The organism is Ruegeria sp. YTSC106, from assembly GCF_059609765.1.
Genome location: NZ_JBXWMI010000002.1, coordinates 282,896 through 300,270 on the forward strand (window position 1 = coordinate 282,896; position 17,375 = coordinate 300,270).

Here is a 17,375-nt window from a genome sequence, read left to right on the forward strand (position 1 = left end):
GCTTAACACGCAATTGGTTCCAAAAATCCTGACGACGGAAGGGGCCATTTCGGCCATACATTCACCTATCGCAAGAATACGCATTTTTCGGTTTCCAGTACTTCGAAGTTCGAGAAACGGTAGCGTTCGACAATTATGTAACCTGTTCTGCCGTGGTCACGAGAACAGCATCCCACCATTGATATCGACATTGGTTCCGGTCAGATAAGCCGCGTCCTTGCTTGCTAGAAACGCCACTAGGTTCGCAACATCCTGAGACCGGCCTTGCCGCTTGAGCGGAGCGGCTGCTTCTAGCCCGCGACGGCCTGCATCGGGAGTGTGGATGTTATGGAAATCCGTGTCGATCATGCCTGGGCAGACTGCATTGACACGAATATCGGGACCCAGTTCTTTTGCAAGACTACGGGTGAGCGTCATGACCCCGCCTTTTGATGTTGCATAAGCCGAAGCACCCGGGCCGCCGCCATCGCGACCCGCCTGACTGGCGATGTTTACAATCGCCCCGGACTTCATATGCAGCAGCGCCGCTTTGACCATAAGAAACGTGCTGGTCAGGTTGAGATCCATGACAGCCTGCCAATGTTCAAGCGACATCTCGGTGATTTTCTTGCGCGCGATCAAACCTCCGGCATTATTCACCAGAATGTTCAGGTTGCCATAGGTATCGACCGTCTTGGCGATCAACGCATCGACCTCTTCGGGTTTGTTCAGGTCGCCTTGCATTGCAAACGCCTGTCCACCGATCTTTTTGATCTCGGTTACGGTTTCCTCGGCGCCGGCATTACTGGCGAAGTAGTTCACCGCGACATTTGCCCCTTCGGAGGCAAGTTTGACAGCGCAGGCGCGCCCGATATCGCGGCCGCCACCCGTGACAATTGCGGTCTTTCCCTGAAGTCTCATGGTTGTTCTTCCCCGTTCAATTGGTGCTGCTATGCGTGACTGATTGATCTGACGTTAAAGCTTGGCAAAATAGTCGAAGATTTCCGGCACGTTGCCGTCGCCCATGCCTGCGTCCGCGGCTGCCTGAAGGTTGTTCGCGGTTCCTTCAGCGATCTCGGCACGAGTGCCCACGTCCTCGGCCAGCTTCAGGAAGTAACCAAGATCCTTGTTGGCGTTGTTAATCGAAAACCCCAAATCGCTGACACCATCCACCGCGTAGTTCTTACAAAACTGCATAAAGGGGGAATTGGACGGTCCAGCTGACATGATGTCAAAAAGCTGCTGTTTGTTAACCCCTGAGCGTTCAGCTACAGCAAAGGCTTGGCTCATGGTGCAAGCCGTCGTCATACCCATAAAGTTGTTGATGAGCTTGGTCACGTGGCCCGCACCCAGTTCGCCGAGGTGAAAGACATTTTCCCCCAGTACATCCAGGACAGGCTTCACCTTCTCAAAGTTGGCCATATCCCCCGCTGCCATGATATTCAGCAAACCATCCTTGGCGTGCATGGGCGTGCGTCCGAGCGGTGCGTCTACCATACCGGCACCTTTGGCGGCCAAATCAGCGCCAATTTTGCGGGTGGACGCCGGAATGGAAGTCCCAAAGTCAATGACCACAGCACCTTTTTTTATGCCTGCCAGGATGCCGTCGTCGCCATAGATCAGGCTTTCGACGACTTCCGATGTCGTTACACAAAGCATCACGATGTCGCTGTTCGCAGCAAGCTCTCGTGGGGTCGCAACCTCCACAGCGCCGCGGTTGACTGTGGCGGCCACCGCTTCCCTGTTGCGGCCCATGACAACCAAATCGAAACCGTTGTTTTGCAGGCATTCTGCCATGTTGCCGCCCATGAGACCGAGGCCTATGAAACCGATGACGGGTTTTGTCATATCTGACTCCTTAAACTCTTTCCAATTAGACTTCGCAGAGCGCCGTGACCGCTGCATGCGCGACTTCGAGATCTTGCGCTGGTGAGCCCGAGCTCACTCCGACCCCGCCGACAACATGTCCGTCAACCGTCACAGGGAGGCCACCTGCAACGGTCACCATGCGCCCCCCCAACGATGAAGATATTCCATGTGCGGCCATACCCGGCTGATTAGCTTCACCAAGAGCGTCCGTACCTTTTTGGATGCCGGCCGCGGTGAAGCTCTTGTCGATGGCTAGGTTGATGCTGGTGATCTTGCCGCCGTCCATCCGCTCAAACGCGATGAGGTTGCCGCTTTCATCGGTGACGGCAATACACATTGGCACGCCGATTTCCTGCGCTTTGGCTCGCGCTCCTGCGATTAACTTGCCCGCGTCATCGATGTCCAGGCGTCTTATTGTCAGCATCGCCTCATTCTCCTTTGATTTAGGGTCCAATGATCAGATTCGGTAGCGTCAGCGATATTGCCGGTACAAAAGTGATCAGCATTAGCGCGGCAAAGATGGCGAGGTAGAAAGGCCAAATCGTTTTGACCGCTTTCTCCATCGGTAGTTTTCCAACAGCACACCCCACAAAGAGACAGGTCCCGACAGGTGGCGTGCAAAGACCAAGACCGAGGTTCACCAAAAGGATCATACCGAACTGCAGCGGGTCGATACCCAGCATGTTCATCACCGGCAGGAAAATCGGCGTGCAGATAAGGATGAGCGCGGCCATGTCCATGATCATCCCCAAGAGCAACAGCACAGCGTTGATCATCAACAAGATCAGGATCGGGTTTTCTGTGATACCCAACAAGAATTCGACTGTTTTTGTCGGCACCCGGTTGAACGTCAGCATATAGGCAAAGGCACCAGCGCAGGCGATCAGGATCATCACCATAGACGTTGTGCGCACCGAAGAGATAACGGCGGTTTTGAAGTTTTCCCAGGACAGGCTGCGATAGACAACAAGCGTCACCACAAAGGCATACATTGCCCCAAACGCGCCGGATTCAGTCACCGTAAAGACGCCTGACAAGACGCCTCCGACAATGATCACGGCCGTCAATAGACCCGGAATCGAACCCACAAAAGCAATGGCAAGTGCGGTCCAACCTGGAAACTGCTCGGCCTGATAACCACGTTTGACCGCTACGACATACGCTGCAATTGCAAGGCAGCAACACATAAGGACGCCGGGCACAACGCCAGCCAGAAACAGTTTTGAGATTGAAACAGCACCGCCTGTTGCAAGGGCAAAGATGATCATGTTGTGGCTGGGCGGGATGATGATCCCGGCAATTGATGATGTCACTGTGACGTTCACCGCATAGTCGGCATCATAACCTTTGTCTTTCATCACCGGTATCAGGATCGACCCAAGCGCCGAGATATCGGCAATTGCCGACCCGGAAATGCCACCAAACAACATGGAAGAGAACACATTGACGATACCAAGCCCACCGCGCACAGCGCCTACGGCAGCCTGCGCGAACCGAACCAACCGGATCGCGATACCACCGTGAAACATAAGCTCGCCTGCAAAGATAAAGAACGGGATCGCCATTAGCGAAAAGACGTTGATCCCCGACACGATACGCTGGAATCCAACAAACAGCGGCAATCCTTCAAACCAAAAGGAAGCCAATGCAGCGATACCAAGGGCGTATGCCACTGGCGCGCCTATGATGACACATAGGGCAAAAACCCCCAACAGAATCATGAGTCCCATGACTATCCCTGATCTATGTTGTCTTGGCGTTCGTCTCGGCCCAAAAACAGGCGGATCAGATGGCCATTAGAAAAAAGGAACACCAGCGCGCCGCTGATTGTCAGAGGCAAGGAGCGCAAGCCCTCTGACCATTGGATGAGCGGGATCAGGGTGTTCCATTTGAATGTGGTCAACTCGATTCCGTACCAAAACATCATGCCACCGAAACCTGCCATCAGGACATCAGAGACCACGACGAAAACCGTTCGCAAAGAGGGCGGAACTATATTGCGGAACACGACAACAGAGAGGTGCGTGTGATTGTGCACGCCCGCAGCCGCACCGAGGAACGCGATGACCATGACCAAAAGCAGTGAAACCTGCTCGACCCACGTGGGCGTGTTGTTCAGAACGTAGCGGCCGAATACCAGCCAGGCAAAGATCGCTGTCATAACAACAATGGCGACGCCGGACAGCAACATGCAAACTCGTGCGAGCAGATCAAGGATCCTGTCCATGTTGCGCATGGCGGCAGGTGGGGTATCTGGCTCTTGCATTGGATTTCCTTTGAGACAAAACGCCCGGCATCCAATTGGTGGAGCCGGGCGCTCAAAGTTGGACTTTTAAAGCAACTTATTCAGTAGCTTGCGCCATTTCCACCAACGCTTTCATGTCAGGATTTGCAGCCAAGTAGTCTGCATAAACCGAATCCATTGCGGACTGGAATGGGCCTTTGTCGGCGATTTCGTTGACCGTGATACCAGCCGCTTCAACATCTTTACGCGCTTGCTCAGAGCCAATTGCCCAAAGCTCACGCTGGACCAGTGCGGCTTCTTCTGCTGCACCGCGCACAGCGGCTTGCAACTCAGGCGACAGCGCGTTGAATTTGGCCGTGTTCACGCAGATGCACTCGGGGATAATCAGGTGCTCGGACAAAGAATAATTTGTGGTCACTTCATAGTGACCGACATTCTTGAACGACGGGAAATTGTTCTCCGCACCATCAACAACGCCGGTTTTCAGAGCTTGCTGAACTTCGGAGAAAGCCATTGGAGACGGGTTTCCGCCCATAGCCGAAATCATCGATGTATAAAGATCGTTGTTCATCACACGGATTTTCAGACCTTCGACATCTGCGGGCGTGTTGATCGGCTTTTGGCTGTAGAAAGAACGCGCACCGGCATCAAACCATGCCAGTGGCAGAACGCCTGCTTCACCCATTGCAGCTGAAACAACCTCACCGGCTTCGCCGTCCAGCACGCGGAACATGTGCGGTACATCCTTAAAGATGAAAGGAAGCGATACAAGGTTAGCTTCTTTTACCATTGGGCCAATGGGACCGAGGTTGAAGTTACCGACCTCGATTGCGCCGATACGAACCTGTTCAAGGGCATCCGGTTGAGAACCCAGAACACCACCGTGGAACACATCGACGGTAACTTCGCCGTCTGTAGCAGCGTCAACCAGTTCGGCAAACTTGTCCATTGCAGCCGTGTTGGGATGGCCGTCGTTGTGGATGTTCCAGGCCCGCCAGTTTTCGGCTGAAGCTGATGTTGCAATCAGTGCCACGGCGGTCGCAGTCGCAAAGAACGATTTCGTGAAAGTCATGGGTTCTCCTCCCCGATTAATTTTGGACAGGATTTGGCTTTCATGGAATTTCAGAGACCGTAAGCCACATAGCTTTCGATTTCCCCAAGAACCAGAATCGCTGCTGTCACTAAAGGGACACTAGTATCCAAGTTCTGTCAACTGTGAGCATCTAGTATGTCAGATTGCTTGACAGTCGAAGGCGCAGGGCATTTGATAGGTGAAAGGTCCAAATTGGTTCGCTCAAGCGGAAGTCAATAGAAAACAATATTGATTTCAATGCCCTAACGGTGAATCGGGAATACTAAAACGTGATCAAGACAGAGGGCGCAAGCAACATTCCGTGGAAGATATAGTCAGACGAACCACAACCGATGCGGTCTATGAAGCGCTACACGACGAAATCGTTTCGCTTGAAATTCTTCCCGGTACGAAGCTTTCCGAATCTGAGGTAGCGAGCCGATTCGGTGTATCACGCCAACCTGTTCGCAACGCGTTCACAAGGCTCGGCAACGAAGATCTGCTCTTAATACGACCACAAAAGGCGACCGTAGTTCGGGGATTTTCGATGGAGCGTGTGGCTCTCGCTCGATTGGTTAGAATGGCGGTAGAGTTGGAGATCGTCCATCGAGCAATGGAAGTTTGGGACGCAACACGTGAAGCAAAACTTGCAGAAAATCTCGCCTTACAAGAGCAGGCGATCAGTGAAGGTGATCTATCGGCGTTTCACACGCTGGACTATGATTTTCACAAACTGATCTATGTGCTCAGCGGCAATCCGATGGCCTTTGATGTGATGCTAGAATCAAAGCAAAAGGTTGACCGGCTTTGTATGCTCAGCCTTGAAAAGAGTAGTGCCGCAGAAGCCATCCTCGCCGACCACCGTGAGATTGCAGAGGCTATGGCGGCAGGAGACCATGACCAAGCGCAATCCTCTGTCAGAAAACACCTGTCCCGCCTCGACGAAACCATCGACTTCATTCACAAGACGCACCCAGACTACTTTGAGTAACCGAGGCCAAGCGATCTGGTGGTCTCAGGCCGTTCCTCGTTCCGGACGGTCATTATCAATATTGAATTTCATTCCGTCCAAAAGCTCGTCCAAATCGGGACGTGCCGCAGGGCCGTTAGAGATATCGACCAGCATCAGCGTCCCGTTCGGACGGATACCAAACGCACCAGGTTCGGCAAATAGACCCGTTGTTTCTGCTTCAGATAAAGGTGATGACACATAAAGACCAAGCGAGCGCATTTGCGCTTCGGTCATTCCATAACAAAGATCAAAATCCCAGCCAAATTCCGCTTTGTCTGCCGCAGCTTTTTCCTTGGTGTCAGCAGAGACAACAACAACGTCCATAACGTCATCCCATGCCGGCAGCGCCGCATTCAACTTGTTCAAGAAGCGCTTACAGCGTGGACAATGCTTGCCTCGATAGACAAACAGCATGGTCCAGCGGTCTCTTTGCTGACCGATCGTAACCTTGTCCTCAGACCCCAGTCTCATAAAACTCATTTGCTCGATTTGCGCGCCTACATTTGGTTTGGCTGAGGTCATGAGTCGTTCCTTTGTTCTATAAACAATGGCTTTGCGCGGATAACGTTAGCTTAGTTCATGTCACGTTAAGGCAATGATTGAAACCAAGAACGCGATATCATTGGGTGCTTGAAAGGCGCGCTCGATGGTGCTTTCAGACGAATTCGAACCAATCTCAGTTTGCCGGCAGATGCGTGAACTTATACGGAACAAAGCTGGCGCCACCCGGCGAGGGCGGCGGTTCGGTTAACTTTAAAATTGTGTCGTGAATAAAGATGGCGTTCCTGATTGAAGTGGTTGTGCACCGAAGAATGGACAGCGGCGAATTTTTGCAAACATTGCATCTGTCGGAAACGCAGCATCACTCGTTCCCTTCGTCGAAATGGAAGGTGTGAATTTTCCGCTCGGTTGTTCACCCAGCATCCCGTATCCTGCCTTCACGCGTTGCCAATAACTCTCAAAGCGGTGCCATAGGACCGAAGTTTGTCCGTCACAATCACTTCCGGCCGGCCATACCTCTTCATTGATTTTCTTAAGAATTTCAACGCTGCATTACGATCCCGGCGCTTAGTGACAAAGCTTTCCATCACTTCACCTTCGTGATCAACGGCCCGCCAAAGGTGGTGTGTCTTGCCATTGATCTTCACGAAAACCTCGTCCAAGTGCCACTGCCAGTTCGAGTAAGAACGAATCCGGCTCACCCTGTTTTTGCGGATCTCAGCTGCGAACACTGGACCAAATCTGTTCCGCCAAAACCGCACCGTTTCGTGGCTTACGTCGATGCCACGCTCATGCAGAAGATCTTCCACGTTCCGCAGCGACAGCGGGAACCGGACATACATCATAACGGCCAGGCGAATGATCTCTGGGCTGGTTTCGAAGTAGCGAATTGGATTGGGTTTTGTCATCCCAAGAAGCTACGGAACCACCCTACCCGCCTCAAGCCGGTTTCCTCTGAAAATGCCGGTCTAAGTTCATCTAATTCCCGGTTTTTGTTTTCTTCTCGCTTAGTGTGGCTACCAGTTTTCTGGTCACACTATTGCAATAGCAATAGGAGCGAGGTCAGGGCTGACTTAACACTGCGGAGATTTTCGCACAGGTTTAGTTTTCAACAACCCATCTGTTTGGGCGTCAAAACTTGACGAACCGCAGATTCGAAGGGGGGAAGATGACGGACAACATAAAATCTGCCGATAATAATTTAATAAAATCAAACTGATAGAAAAACTAATGGCGGAGAGACAGGGATTCGAACCCTGGAGACGGTTTCCCGCCTACACACTTTCCAGGCGTGCGCCTTCGACCACTCGGCCACCTCTCCGTGCCGGCGATGTTTGGACGAATGCAATCGAATTTGCAAGGCCCCAATTCGGTGAATTCAGGTGAATGCTTAAATTATTCTGTTCACCTTCTGTGGGGTGACAAAAGGCCAGCACGTGCTGGGATCTGGTCGCTCAAACCTCATCACCCGAATCCGAGTCCATATCTGCCTCGGTCAAATCCGCGGGAGCTTGTGCGACTTTACTTGGTTGATCCTGCTCAGATACGGAAGCATCCTGCTTACCTTTTCCCGAGGCTTGCAGGGTTTCAGGATTTCGCAACCAGATATCACGCTGTGCGAATGGAATCTCGATCCCCGCCTCCGAGAATCTGCGGTTGATTTCATGGTTCATGTCGGATTTCACCGACAGAACCCAATTCACGTCCCGCAGGATCGCCCGTATTTCAAAGTCCAAAGAGTCCGCTCCGAACCCCTGGAATACAACGCTTGGCGCCGGGTTGGCCAAAACCATCGGATGGTTGTTGGCGACTTCACCCAGAATGGTTTCGACCAGACGCGTGTCAGTTCCGTAGGCAACACCCACCGGAACAATCACCCGCCCAATCGTATTGCCACGGGTATAGTTTGTAACAACACCGCTGATCAGGTCAGAATTCGGAACAATTACATCCGTCCTGTCAAACGTCTCGATCCGGGTCGAGCGAACGGAAATGTCCCGCACATATCCCATCATGCCATTCACATCGATCCAATCCCCCTTGGAAATCGGGCGCTCGACCAGAAGGATGATGCCTGAGACGAAGTTTGACACGATTGTCTGCAAACCAAAGCCGATCCCAACAGACAGCGCTCCGGCGACAATCGCCAGCGACGACAAATCAAATCCGGCCACCATGATTGCCACCAACGCGGCAAGAAATATCCCAACGTATCCGGACCCGGCGACAATCGCGTTTTGGCCACCCGGGTCTATGCTGGTTTTCGGCAGAAGCGAATTCCGCAGTCCGCTTTGCAACAGACGCGTCAGCGTATAACCGATTGCGAAAACGGCAACAAAGGTCAGAAAGTTGCTTGGCGAGATCGTAACTCCGCCGAGATCAAACCCAAGCAGCAGGCGCGACCATACTTCCAGCAGATCAGTCTTGCGTGCGCCCCAATAAATTGCCAGAATTGGCAGTGCCGTGATGGCCAATGCAAACCCGACCAGTACGGAAAAAAGCGAATCTCGCGCGGCTTCTCCCTGCCCTGTGATCCAACCGTAAATTTGACTGATGAACCGCTGCAGGATGACCAAGGCCCCGATCAGCACCAATGTCTTGACCGCAGGAAACACGATTGCTTCGGCCGCATTGGTGTATCCGAAAATCGCCAACAAAGGAGACACGATGCCCAACAGGAACAAAGCCCGGCGCAGGAACTCGACCAACTGGCTGAAACCTGCGGAACGGGTCGAGGCAGATTGATCCGGCGGGCCGTCGGTTGTTCGAATCTGGCGTATTCGCAACAACAACAAAGCCGTAGCGACAATGATCGGGAAGCTGACGACGGCGCGGGTCGCGTCGGAAATGTTTTCGATCCGCTCAAACAGCAGCGCCAATTCGTGCAAAACCAGTATCAGGGCAAGCAGGTCTATGTACACGCGCAGTTCGGTGATACGCGCTGCGGACAGACGTTTGAACCCCTGCGAGGCGCCGATCACGTACACTTGGCGACCAATCCAGTCATAGAAAAACAGGATCGCTGCCCAATACGGAACATTCTGAAGCAAAAGGCTGCCCCTCAGCCCCGGAACACCGGTGAGACTGATCGCCGTGACCACGGCAACCACTCCGATCCATGGCAATAGAATTCGCAGTAGTGAGATTACGAACGACCATACCCCCGTCCCGGCCCCGCCGAGTAACCTGAGGTAGTCGCCTCCAAGTTCGGACCACCGTTTGCCAAAAATCAGCAGCACGGCTGAAATGATCAGAAGTATGAAGATTGCGAGCCCACGAGCACGAACTTGCTCGCGCACGACATCTGAACGCAAATTCGTGATCGTTTCGTTTACAAGGCTTTGAATGGCCTCTTTGACATCCACCCATGCCGGCCCCCAATACGCCGGGTTGATCGGCGACGGGCCCTGTTCAAAAAATTCTTTTTTCTGCCGCGCGCGAAGGATCCGATCGATTTCGCTGATCAGGCCATTCGCACGGCTATACGCTTCTTCGGATATGATGCGCGGCACGCGCAGACTGTTGAGCTGTTCTTCCAGATGCGCGCGAAGATTGGCTATATCTTCGGGTTCGGTCGCGTCCCCTTCGGGTTTGGGGCCCAACGCTTTTATCTGACTTTCAAGCGTCGTGATGCGGTCGGTGTTAGCACCTCGGGCCCGATTGAAGTCTTCCCTGTACCTATTTATTTCTGAACGCAATTTCTCTAGTGCGGCATCCGAAGCCCGGTTCGCCTCAATCACGGATTCGGCCCGGTTCGCCGTTTTGATCCAACCTTGATAATACTCGCTTTGACGATCCGTCAGTTGCGCGACAGCGCTAGTTGAAAACCAGACAAAGCACAGGAATAACAGGGTAAAAAACAGGCGGACCTGTCCAAGCATCACACGTCCTCGAATACGCCGGGAATGCTGCGTGGCGCTTCGGTCATCCAATCCGGAACCGGAAGCTCTTTTTCTCGCAGGAACTCGGGGTTGAACAGCTTTGATTGATACCGAGTGCCGTAATCGCACAGGATGGTCACGATGGTATGACCTGGCCCCATTTCCTTAGCCAGGCGCACCGCCCCTGCCATGTTGATTGCGGTTGAGCCGCCCATGACCAGACCTTCCTCACGCAGCAGGTCAAAGATGTACGGCAGCGCTTCGTTGTCGGTGATCTGATACGAAAAATCCGGTGTAAACCCTTCCAGGTTCTTGGTGATACGCACCTGCCCGATGCCTTCGGCGATCGAACCACCCTCCATCGCGATCTCACCCGTCGTGTAAAACGAATACAGGCCAGCCCCCATGGGATCGGCAAGACCGATTTTGACGCCCTTGGGCTGCAAAACTTCGGCGACGCCTGCCAACGTTCCACCCGACCCGACGGCGCTGACGAACCCGTCAACCTTGCCGCCTGTCTGTTCCCAGATCTCGGGCCCCGTGGTTTCCACATGTGCCTGACGATTCGCCACATTGTCGAACTGGTTGGCCCAGATTGCGCCATTGGGTTCTGTCTGCGCCAGTTCCTCAGCCAGACGGCGGGAATAATGCACAAAATTATTTGGGTTGCGATACGGGGCTGCGGGCACCTGAACCAACTGAGCGCCTGCCAAACGCAGCATATCCTTCTTTTCTTCCGACTGGGTCTCGGGGATAACGATAACCGTTTTGAATCCCATCGATGCACCGACCAGAGCCAGACCAATACCGGTATTGCCGGCTGTGCCTTCCACGATGGTACCGCCCGGTTTCAGATCCCCCCGAGCGATTGCATCTTTAATGATAAAAAGAGCAGCACGATCCTTTACCGACTGACCCGGGTTCATGAACTCGGCTTTGCCAAGAATCTCGCATCCAGTCTCTTCGCTGATGCGGCGCAGCCGGATCAGCGGTGTTTTTCCTACTGCGTCAGCAAGATCTCGTGCAATGCGCATGGTCGCCCCTTGTCATTTGGTATCTTCGAAGATTTACAGCCGCACTGCCGCGACCACAAGCGAGATAGTCACGCTCGCAAACGATCCCGATGGCGGGCCAGCCAGTACGCCAGGGACACCAGTTGCAAATCCTTGAAAAGATGGCGGTCCGTCATATCGATAAATTCGTCGAATGGCAGAATCCGGCTGCGGATATCTTCACCCTCTGTGTCCAAGCCACCGGTGATTGTTGTCTCAGTTAAATTGCCAAGTCCGACATAAAGATACATGAAACCCGTAGAGGAACCGCTGGAAGAATACGCGCCGCCCGCATATTCCAGCCTGTCAAATCTAACTCCTGCTTCCTCCATGGCCTCGCGATGCGCCGTCTGTTCAGGCGTTTCGCCGGGGTCGATCATCCCGGCAACTGCTTCCCAAAGCCAGGGCTCCGGATCGTTGATCAAAAACACCGGCGGCCTGAACTGCTCAACCAAAAGCACGGTGTCCCGGATCGGGTCATACGGCAGAACCGACACGGCACTGCCCTGCATCAAACCGCCCCGGTGCAGCACGGGGCCCATGCTGCCGTCATGCTGCCGGAACTGAAGGTCGATTTCCTCCATCCCGAAATAGTCCACATAGACCCGGTCGTGGCGGTGCACAATTACGTCTTCGTCTATGTTCCGCGGGTCGCCGGTTCGCCGCTGGCTGGCCATGATCTTTGCCCAGGCACGGGTTTGAATGGCGCGTACGCTGCGTGCCATGACTTTGGGATCGACTTTGCCGAAATAGGCCATTTCCTCTTCGGCAGCGAGAGCTGTAACCTCGCCCAATTTGTCCACCCAGTCCTGTAACGACCACAACTCACCAGGCTGCCATGCGCCCGGGGTCGGGAAAAAGACCTGCGCCGGGGCTTCGCCCCCGTCCTCCAGAATAACCTTCAACGATTTCAGGTCATAGTCAAAAGATCCTTCGTAATAGGCCAGCCTGGCCAGATCATCGGATGACAAACCCTGCACCAGCAAGCCTTCGGCAGCGGCGCCCTTGGCGGGCAGGATCATCGGGAAATCCTGCCCCTGAACCGCGTGAACCGCGTGATCGCACAGCTTGGCAGTATGAAACGTTATTTCGCCCAGCGGACGGCCCAGAACGCGCTGCAACAGCGGCAGATACCGCAGCGTTCCATAGAAGAACAGATCAGACAAATTCAATCTCTCTTGTGACGAAATGGTTCAGCGCCATTTGCGGCTGGCCTGTTCCGTGGCCAGCCCGGCGACAACGGCACCAACGGCGAATGTGATGAGAATCTCGGGATAGATCAGTTGCTTGCCGTAATCGATTCCAATCGAAAAAATGGCCATCACGGCTTCGAACGGGCCACCATAGCGATTGCGCATTGCAAGATCGAACATACGATAGCACCCCTGCACAAACAGCGCCCAAAAAACCAGTGAGGCAACTCCGGTCAAGCCGTTGTTAATACCGGCAGTCCACCCGCGCCCGGCGCGCTTGCCCATGATTTTCCAGCCACAGATCGCGCCAAGAGCCATGTTCACATAGGTAAAGTAACCATAGTCCTTACCCTCTTCACCATTTTCGATAACCATGCTTGAAACAAGAAAAGCCAGCACGATGAGACAAACAGCGGCTACGAGACGCGAGGCAGTGGGCATGTGACGGTCCGGGAGTTAACTTGGTTTCGATATTGTAATCTGTGTCACATCGCAATTGCCCGTGTCAAAGGCCGCACCGCACGCGGTCAAATAATAATTCCACATGCGGCGGAAACGCTCATCAAACCCCAAGTCCGAGATCTGATCCCATTTGTCGTTGAATGTTTCATACCAGCGGCGCAGAGTCAGGTCATAGCTTTTCCCGAATTCTTTCGAGCGTACAACCTGCAACCCGGCCTGATCTATCTGCTGACGCAGGATTGTCGGTGACGGAAGCATTCCACCCGGGAAGATGTATTTCTGAATGAAATCAACGCCATTCTTGTAAAAATCCCAGCGGTGATCACCCACCGTTATGATTTGAAAAGTCGCTTGAGCGCCAGGCTTCAACCGCTCACGAACGGTTTCGAAATAAACCGGCCAGTATTTTTGACCCACCGCCTCAAACATCTCGATGGATGCTATGCCGTCATAGACCCCGCGTTCATCCCGATAGTCTTGCAGCTTGAATTCGACTTGATCTGATAATCCTGCCTTTTCAATACGTTCCTTGGCGTATTTAAATTGTTCCTGACTGATGGTCAGGCCGGTGACACGCAAACCCCGTTCCTTTGCGGCATATTCCGCGAAACCGCCCCAGCCACATCCGATCTCCAGAACATGATCCCCCGGTTTTGCACCCATCTCATCCACAAGACTGGCGTACTTGGCTGTCTGCGCATTCTCGAGGCTTTCCTGCCCGGTTTCAAATATCGCACTGGAATAAGTCATCGTCTCGTCCAGCCATGAGCTGTAAAAATCATTTCCCAGATCGTAGTGATACGAGATGTTCTTCTTGGCTTGCGCCCTGTTGTTTCGGTGCAGCCAGAACCGCAGCCGTTCATAGGCCTGAACAAGAAACTGGCCCGTAAACCCGTCATAAACGGTTTCGGTTCCTAGATGCACAAGATCCATGAAAGACCGCAGATCAGGTGTACTCCAATGTCCGTCCAGATACGCATCGGAGAAGCCCAGTTCGCCTTCGCGGATCAGGCGTGCAAAGACGTCGTCGTCGTGAATTTCGACCTGAGCAACCGGTCCGGCCTTTGCGCCTTCTGCGCGAAACGTGCGACCATCGGGCAGTTTGATATCCAGTCGCCCGGATTCCATCCGGTTCAACATTTTGAAGACTTGGGCGAAATATCTGGGCAGGTTTTTCTGCCCTTCGGTCGTCGTCAGGATCATCCGCTCTCCCCTCTGCGGTACTTGTACAAAGCTAGGCGGCGAAATTGTTTCTGGCAAGTTTTCAGTTCCTTAGTGGGGTTTTCGGCTTTCGTATGCGCGTAAGGCGCGGGTCCGCCCTTCGGACAATTCAACGATCGGCTTGGGGTAATTCGCATCCGGGCGCAGACCCCACGATCTCGGCGCGGCATCAAAATATGAAAGGGCCGTGTTGCCGGGTTCGGCATGGCCTTCAGCGATCCAGTGGCGCACAAACACCCCGTCAGGATCGAATTTCTCTGCTTGTGTCTGGGGATTGAAAATCCGGAAGAACGGGGATGCATCGGGCCCCGAGCCGGCAACCCACTGCCAGCCCATGGCATTACAGGCCGGATCCCAGTCGACCAGACAATCCTCAAACCACTCCATCCCTATTTTCCAATGGGTCATCAGATGCTTGGTCAGATAGCTTGCGACGATCATACGGGCCCGGTTGTGCATCCGACCTGTCACATACATTTGCCGCAGGCCGGCATCGACAACAGGGATTCCGGTTCTGGCCTGCCGCCAGGCAGTGACCTCGGGATGGTCCGGATCGGTGTTCCAGGGAAAACTGTCCCATTCCGGCTTCCAGTTGGATGTCACCAGTTGGGGCGTATGGAACATAAGATGATAAGCAAACTCACGCCAGACAAGTTGGCGCAAAAAAGCGTCGGTTCCCCGTGTTCCGGTCAACGCGGCCCGCTGGATCATGTGCCAGACGGTGCGTGGCCCGATCTCACCCAAAGAGAGGTACTCTGACAGGTTGGACGTCCCATCCTGATCCAGCCTGTCCCGAAGATCGGAGTATTGAACAATCCGGTCGAGAAACTCTTCGAGGTGATCCAGAGCGGCTCGCTCGCCAGGTTGCACATGAGGGCGCACGACCCTCGCTCCCCTGTTCATTGCCCCCCCCAACCGACAATCGCTCAAGCCGTCAGAAGCAGGCCACGACACAGGTGCCTTAAGCGCAGTAATTGGCGCGTCAGGAAGTTGTACTTCCCGCCCCTGAACCGCACGCCACATCGGTGTGAAAACCCGAAACGGATGACCCGATTTGGTGGCGACAGTCCAGGGTTCAAAAAGCAGATGCCCGGAAAATGACTTTGCAGTCACACCTTCTGTTGCAAGTACAGACTTAATCTTCTTGTCGCGTTCAATCGAGGCAGGATCGTAAGCGCGGGACCAGAAGACAGAGGTTGCGCCGGTCTCGGCCATTACCCGCTGCACCTGTTCAAGCGCATCACCGCGTCGAAAGATCAGTCGGCTGCCCATATTGGCCAGTGACGCTTTGAATGCCTCCAACCCCAAGCCTAAACGCCACTTTGGCGCGGCTCCCATCTGGTCGACAATATCGTCATGAATAAAAAGTGGTATGACCGGACGGCCACTTTCGGCCGCCGCAGTCAACGCGGGGTGGTCCGACAGACGTAAATCCCGTCGAAACCACAAAACGATCGGAGCCTGCTCTTGCACTACAATCCGCCCTTGAGGTTCTTATCTATACGCACTCTCAAGGGTAGTGGATCACAAAACGCGCTCAAGAGCCTCTAAAAGCTGATCAATTTCGTGCTGTGTAGTGTAATGTGTGAAGCTGACGCGCAAAACACCTTGTACCGGATCAACACCCATCGCCCGCAAGGGACGCACCGCATAGAAGTCTCCGCCACCTGCCATGACACCATATTGCGCCAGTTCTGCTGCAACTGGTTCAGCCGGACGGTTCAACGAAAGCGCAACGGTGGGCGCGCGCCGGTTGGCGTCAGACGTACCGATCAGACGTACCGCGTTACGGTCCTTTACCGCATCCAGAACCGGTTGCAGCAGCGACACTTCGTGCGACCGCATCAGATCATGGGCAAACGCACCCTGCTCTGCCGCGCCCGTCTCGGGCCCGCCATGGTGGGCACACAGCAGCTCAACATAATCCGCCATACCAGCACTGGCTGCGATCTGCGCGTGATCGGGGCCAGCCGGGGTGAATCGCTTGTACAAGACGTCACCGTTGAAATAATGCGCCTGGTTGGGCAGCAGCTCTCCCAGTGTGCGGCGGATGACCATGCACCCCTGATGCGGGCCATAGGTCTTGTACGCAGAAAACAAATAGATATCCGGCCCCAGATCGCCAACATTCGGAAATCCGTGCGGGGCGTAGGATACGCCATCAACGCAGACAAACGCACCCGCCGCATGCGCAATAGCAGTGATCTCTGTGACCGGATTGATCTCACCAACAACATTTGAGCAATGAGGAAAACAGACCAGACGCACTTTTTCGTCCAACATGTTTTCCAGATCCTGAGGGTTCAGCGATCCGGTTTCCGGATCGATCTGCCATTCCCTCACCTCAATCCCGTCCTCAGCCAGACGGCGCCATGGGCCAGAGTTGGCTTCGTGATCCTGATTGGTCACGACGATTGCCTCGCCGGGCTGCATCCATTGTCGGAACGCCTGCGCCAAGACATAAGTGTTCTGGGTGGTTGAGGGGCCAAAACTCAACTCATCCGTGTCAACGCCCAGAATGGCGGCCATGCGCGCACGCGCTTCGTCCATTTCGACGCCCGCCAAGCAGCTGGCCTCATATGGGGCGTAGGGCTGAACCTTGCGCTGCGTGTAGAACCGTGTCAGCCGGTCAATCACCGGCTTGCAGGTGTAAGATCCACCCGCGTTTTCGAAAAACGCCTGGCCTTGCAGGCTGGGTTCGGAAAAGGCCGGGAATTGCGCCCGAACGAAATCGATATCCAGAGAGCTCATGCCTCATTGCTCCTTATTTATGCTTTCAGATCAATGTGATGCCCACGCATGTTTCCGGACATCTCAGAAATCATGGCAGGTCTTCCAGCCCAGCCTGTGCTCGGGCCTTGGGCCAACAAAGCACGGGGCAGCCCTTC

The 17,375-nt window shown here is 54.1% G+C and carries 15 protein-coding genes, 1 tRNA gene and 1 pseudogene; 1 reads left to right on the top strand and 16 read right to left on the bottom strand.

The window, feature by feature from the left end:
• Positions 1-156: 156 nt before the first annotated feature.
• The 6 genes from AC2FEB_RS03655 to AC2FEB_RS03680 form a co-directional block, all read right to left on the bottom strand.
• Positions 157-900, bottom strand: coding sequence for an SDR family NAD(P)-dependent oxidoreductase (locus AC2FEB_RS03655; RefSeq protein ID WP_496671920.1), 744 nt, complete (start codon positions 898-900; stop codon positions 157-159).
• A gap of 54 nt (positions 901-954) precedes the next feature.
• A complete protein-coding gene (locus tag AC2FEB_RS03660; protein ID WP_496671917.1) occupies positions 955-1,827 on the bottom strand; it encodes an NAD(P)-dependent oxidoreductase in 873 nt (290 codons plus the stop codon).
• 25 nt (positions 1,828-1,852) lie between these two features.
• Complete coding sequence (locus AC2FEB_RS03665) at positions 1,853-2,272, bottom strand: GlcG/HbpS family heme-binding protein (RefSeq protein WP_496671914.1); 420 nt, start codon at positions 2,270-2,272, stop codon at positions 1,853-1,855.
• A gap of 19 nt (positions 2,273-2,291) precedes the next feature.
• On the bottom strand, positions 2,292-3,578 hold the full coding sequence (locus tag AC2FEB_RS03670) for a TRAP transporter large permease (protein ID WP_058272447.1): 1,287 nt from the start codon (positions 3,576-3,578) through the stop codon (positions 2,292-2,294).
• Between the two features lie 2 nt (positions 3,579-3,580).
• A complete protein-coding gene (locus AC2FEB_RS03675) occupies positions 3,581-4,114 on the bottom strand; it encodes a TRAP transporter small permease (RefSeq protein WP_496883841.1) in 534 nt (177 codons plus the stop codon).
• A 76-nt stretch (positions 4,115-4,190) separates the two neighbouring features.
• Complete coding sequence (locus AC2FEB_RS03680; RefSeq protein ID WP_117869183.1) at positions 4,191-5,165, bottom strand: TRAP transporter substrate-binding protein; 975 nt, start codon at positions 5,163-5,165, stop codon at positions 4,191-4,193.
• 322 nt (positions 5,166-5,487) lie between these two features.
• Between AC2FEB_RS03680 and AC2FEB_RS03685 the strand changes: the two genes are divergently transcribed.
• Positions 5,488-6,156, top strand: a complete 669-nt coding sequence (locus AC2FEB_RS03685; protein WP_496671909.1) for a GntR family transcriptional regulator — start codon at positions 5,488-5,490, stop codon at positions 6,154-6,156.
• A 24-nt stretch (positions 6,157-6,180) separates the two neighbouring features.
• On the opposite strand, the gene AC2FEB_RS03690 is transcribed toward AC2FEB_RS03685, so the two are convergent.
• From AC2FEB_RS03690 to AC2FEB_RS03735, 10 genes and pseudogenes are all read right to left on the bottom strand, one after another.
• Positions 6,181-6,699: a redoxin domain-containing protein gene (locus tag AC2FEB_RS03690; RefSeq protein WP_496671906.1), complete on the bottom strand. Its 519-nt coding sequence runs from the start codon at positions 6,697-6,699 to the stop codon at positions 6,181-6,183.
• 179 nt (positions 6,700-6,878) lie between these two features.
• Positions 6,879-7,586: pseudogene (locus AC2FEB_RS03695) on the bottom strand (IS6 family transposase).
• 323 nt (positions 7,587-7,909) lie between these two features.
• Positions 7,910-7,999: transfer RNA gene (locus AC2FEB_RS03700), tRNA-Ser, on the bottom strand.
• 133 nt (positions 8,000-8,132) lie between these two features.
• On the bottom strand, positions 8,133-10,559 hold the full coding sequence (locus AC2FEB_RS03705; protein WP_496883842.1) for a DUF3772 domain-containing protein: 2,427 nt from the start codon (positions 10,557-10,559) through the stop codon (positions 8,133-8,135).
• The gene (locus tag AC2FEB_RS03710; RefSeq protein WP_117869187.1) at positions 10,559-11,593 is read right to left on the bottom strand and encodes a cysteine synthase A; all 1,035 of its coding nucleotides are present in this window, start codon (positions 11,591-11,593) and stop codon (positions 10,559-10,561) included. Before AC2FEB_RS03710 ends, AC2FEB_RS03705 begins: the two co-directional genes overlap by 1 nt.
• A 68-nt stretch (positions 11,594-11,661) precedes the next feature.
• Entirely contained in the window at positions 11,662-12,777 is a 1,116-nt protein-coding gene (locus tag AC2FEB_RS03715; RefSeq protein WP_496671901.1) for an NUDIX domain-containing protein, read from the bottom strand.
• Between the two features lie 27 nt (positions 12,778-12,804).
• The gene (locus AC2FEB_RS03720) at positions 12,805-13,245 is read right to left on the bottom strand and encodes a TrgA family protein (protein ID WP_496671898.1); all 441 of its coding nucleotides are present in this window, start codon (positions 13,243-13,245) and stop codon (positions 12,805-12,807) included.
• Between the two features lie 15 nt (positions 13,246-13,260).
• Positions 13,261-14,469 (bottom strand): SAM-dependent methyltransferase, encoded by a 1,209-nt coding sequence (locus tag AC2FEB_RS03725; RefSeq protein ID WP_117869189.1) that lies wholly within the window; start codon positions 14,467-14,469, stop codon positions 13,261-13,263.
• A 69-nt stretch (positions 14,470-14,538) separates the two neighbouring features.
• Positions 14,539-15,960: a cryptochrome/photolyase family protein gene (locus tag AC2FEB_RS03730; RefSeq protein ID WP_117869190.1), complete on the bottom strand. Its 1,422-nt coding sequence runs from the start codon at positions 15,958-15,960 to the stop codon at positions 14,539-14,541.
• Between the two features lie 51 nt (positions 15,961-16,011).
• A complete protein-coding gene (locus AC2FEB_RS03735) occupies positions 16,012-17,238 on the bottom strand; it encodes an aminotransferase class V-fold PLP-dependent enzyme (protein ID WP_496671894.1) in 1,227 nt (408 codons plus the stop codon).
• Between the last annotated feature and the right edge of the window lie 137 nt (positions 17,239-17,375).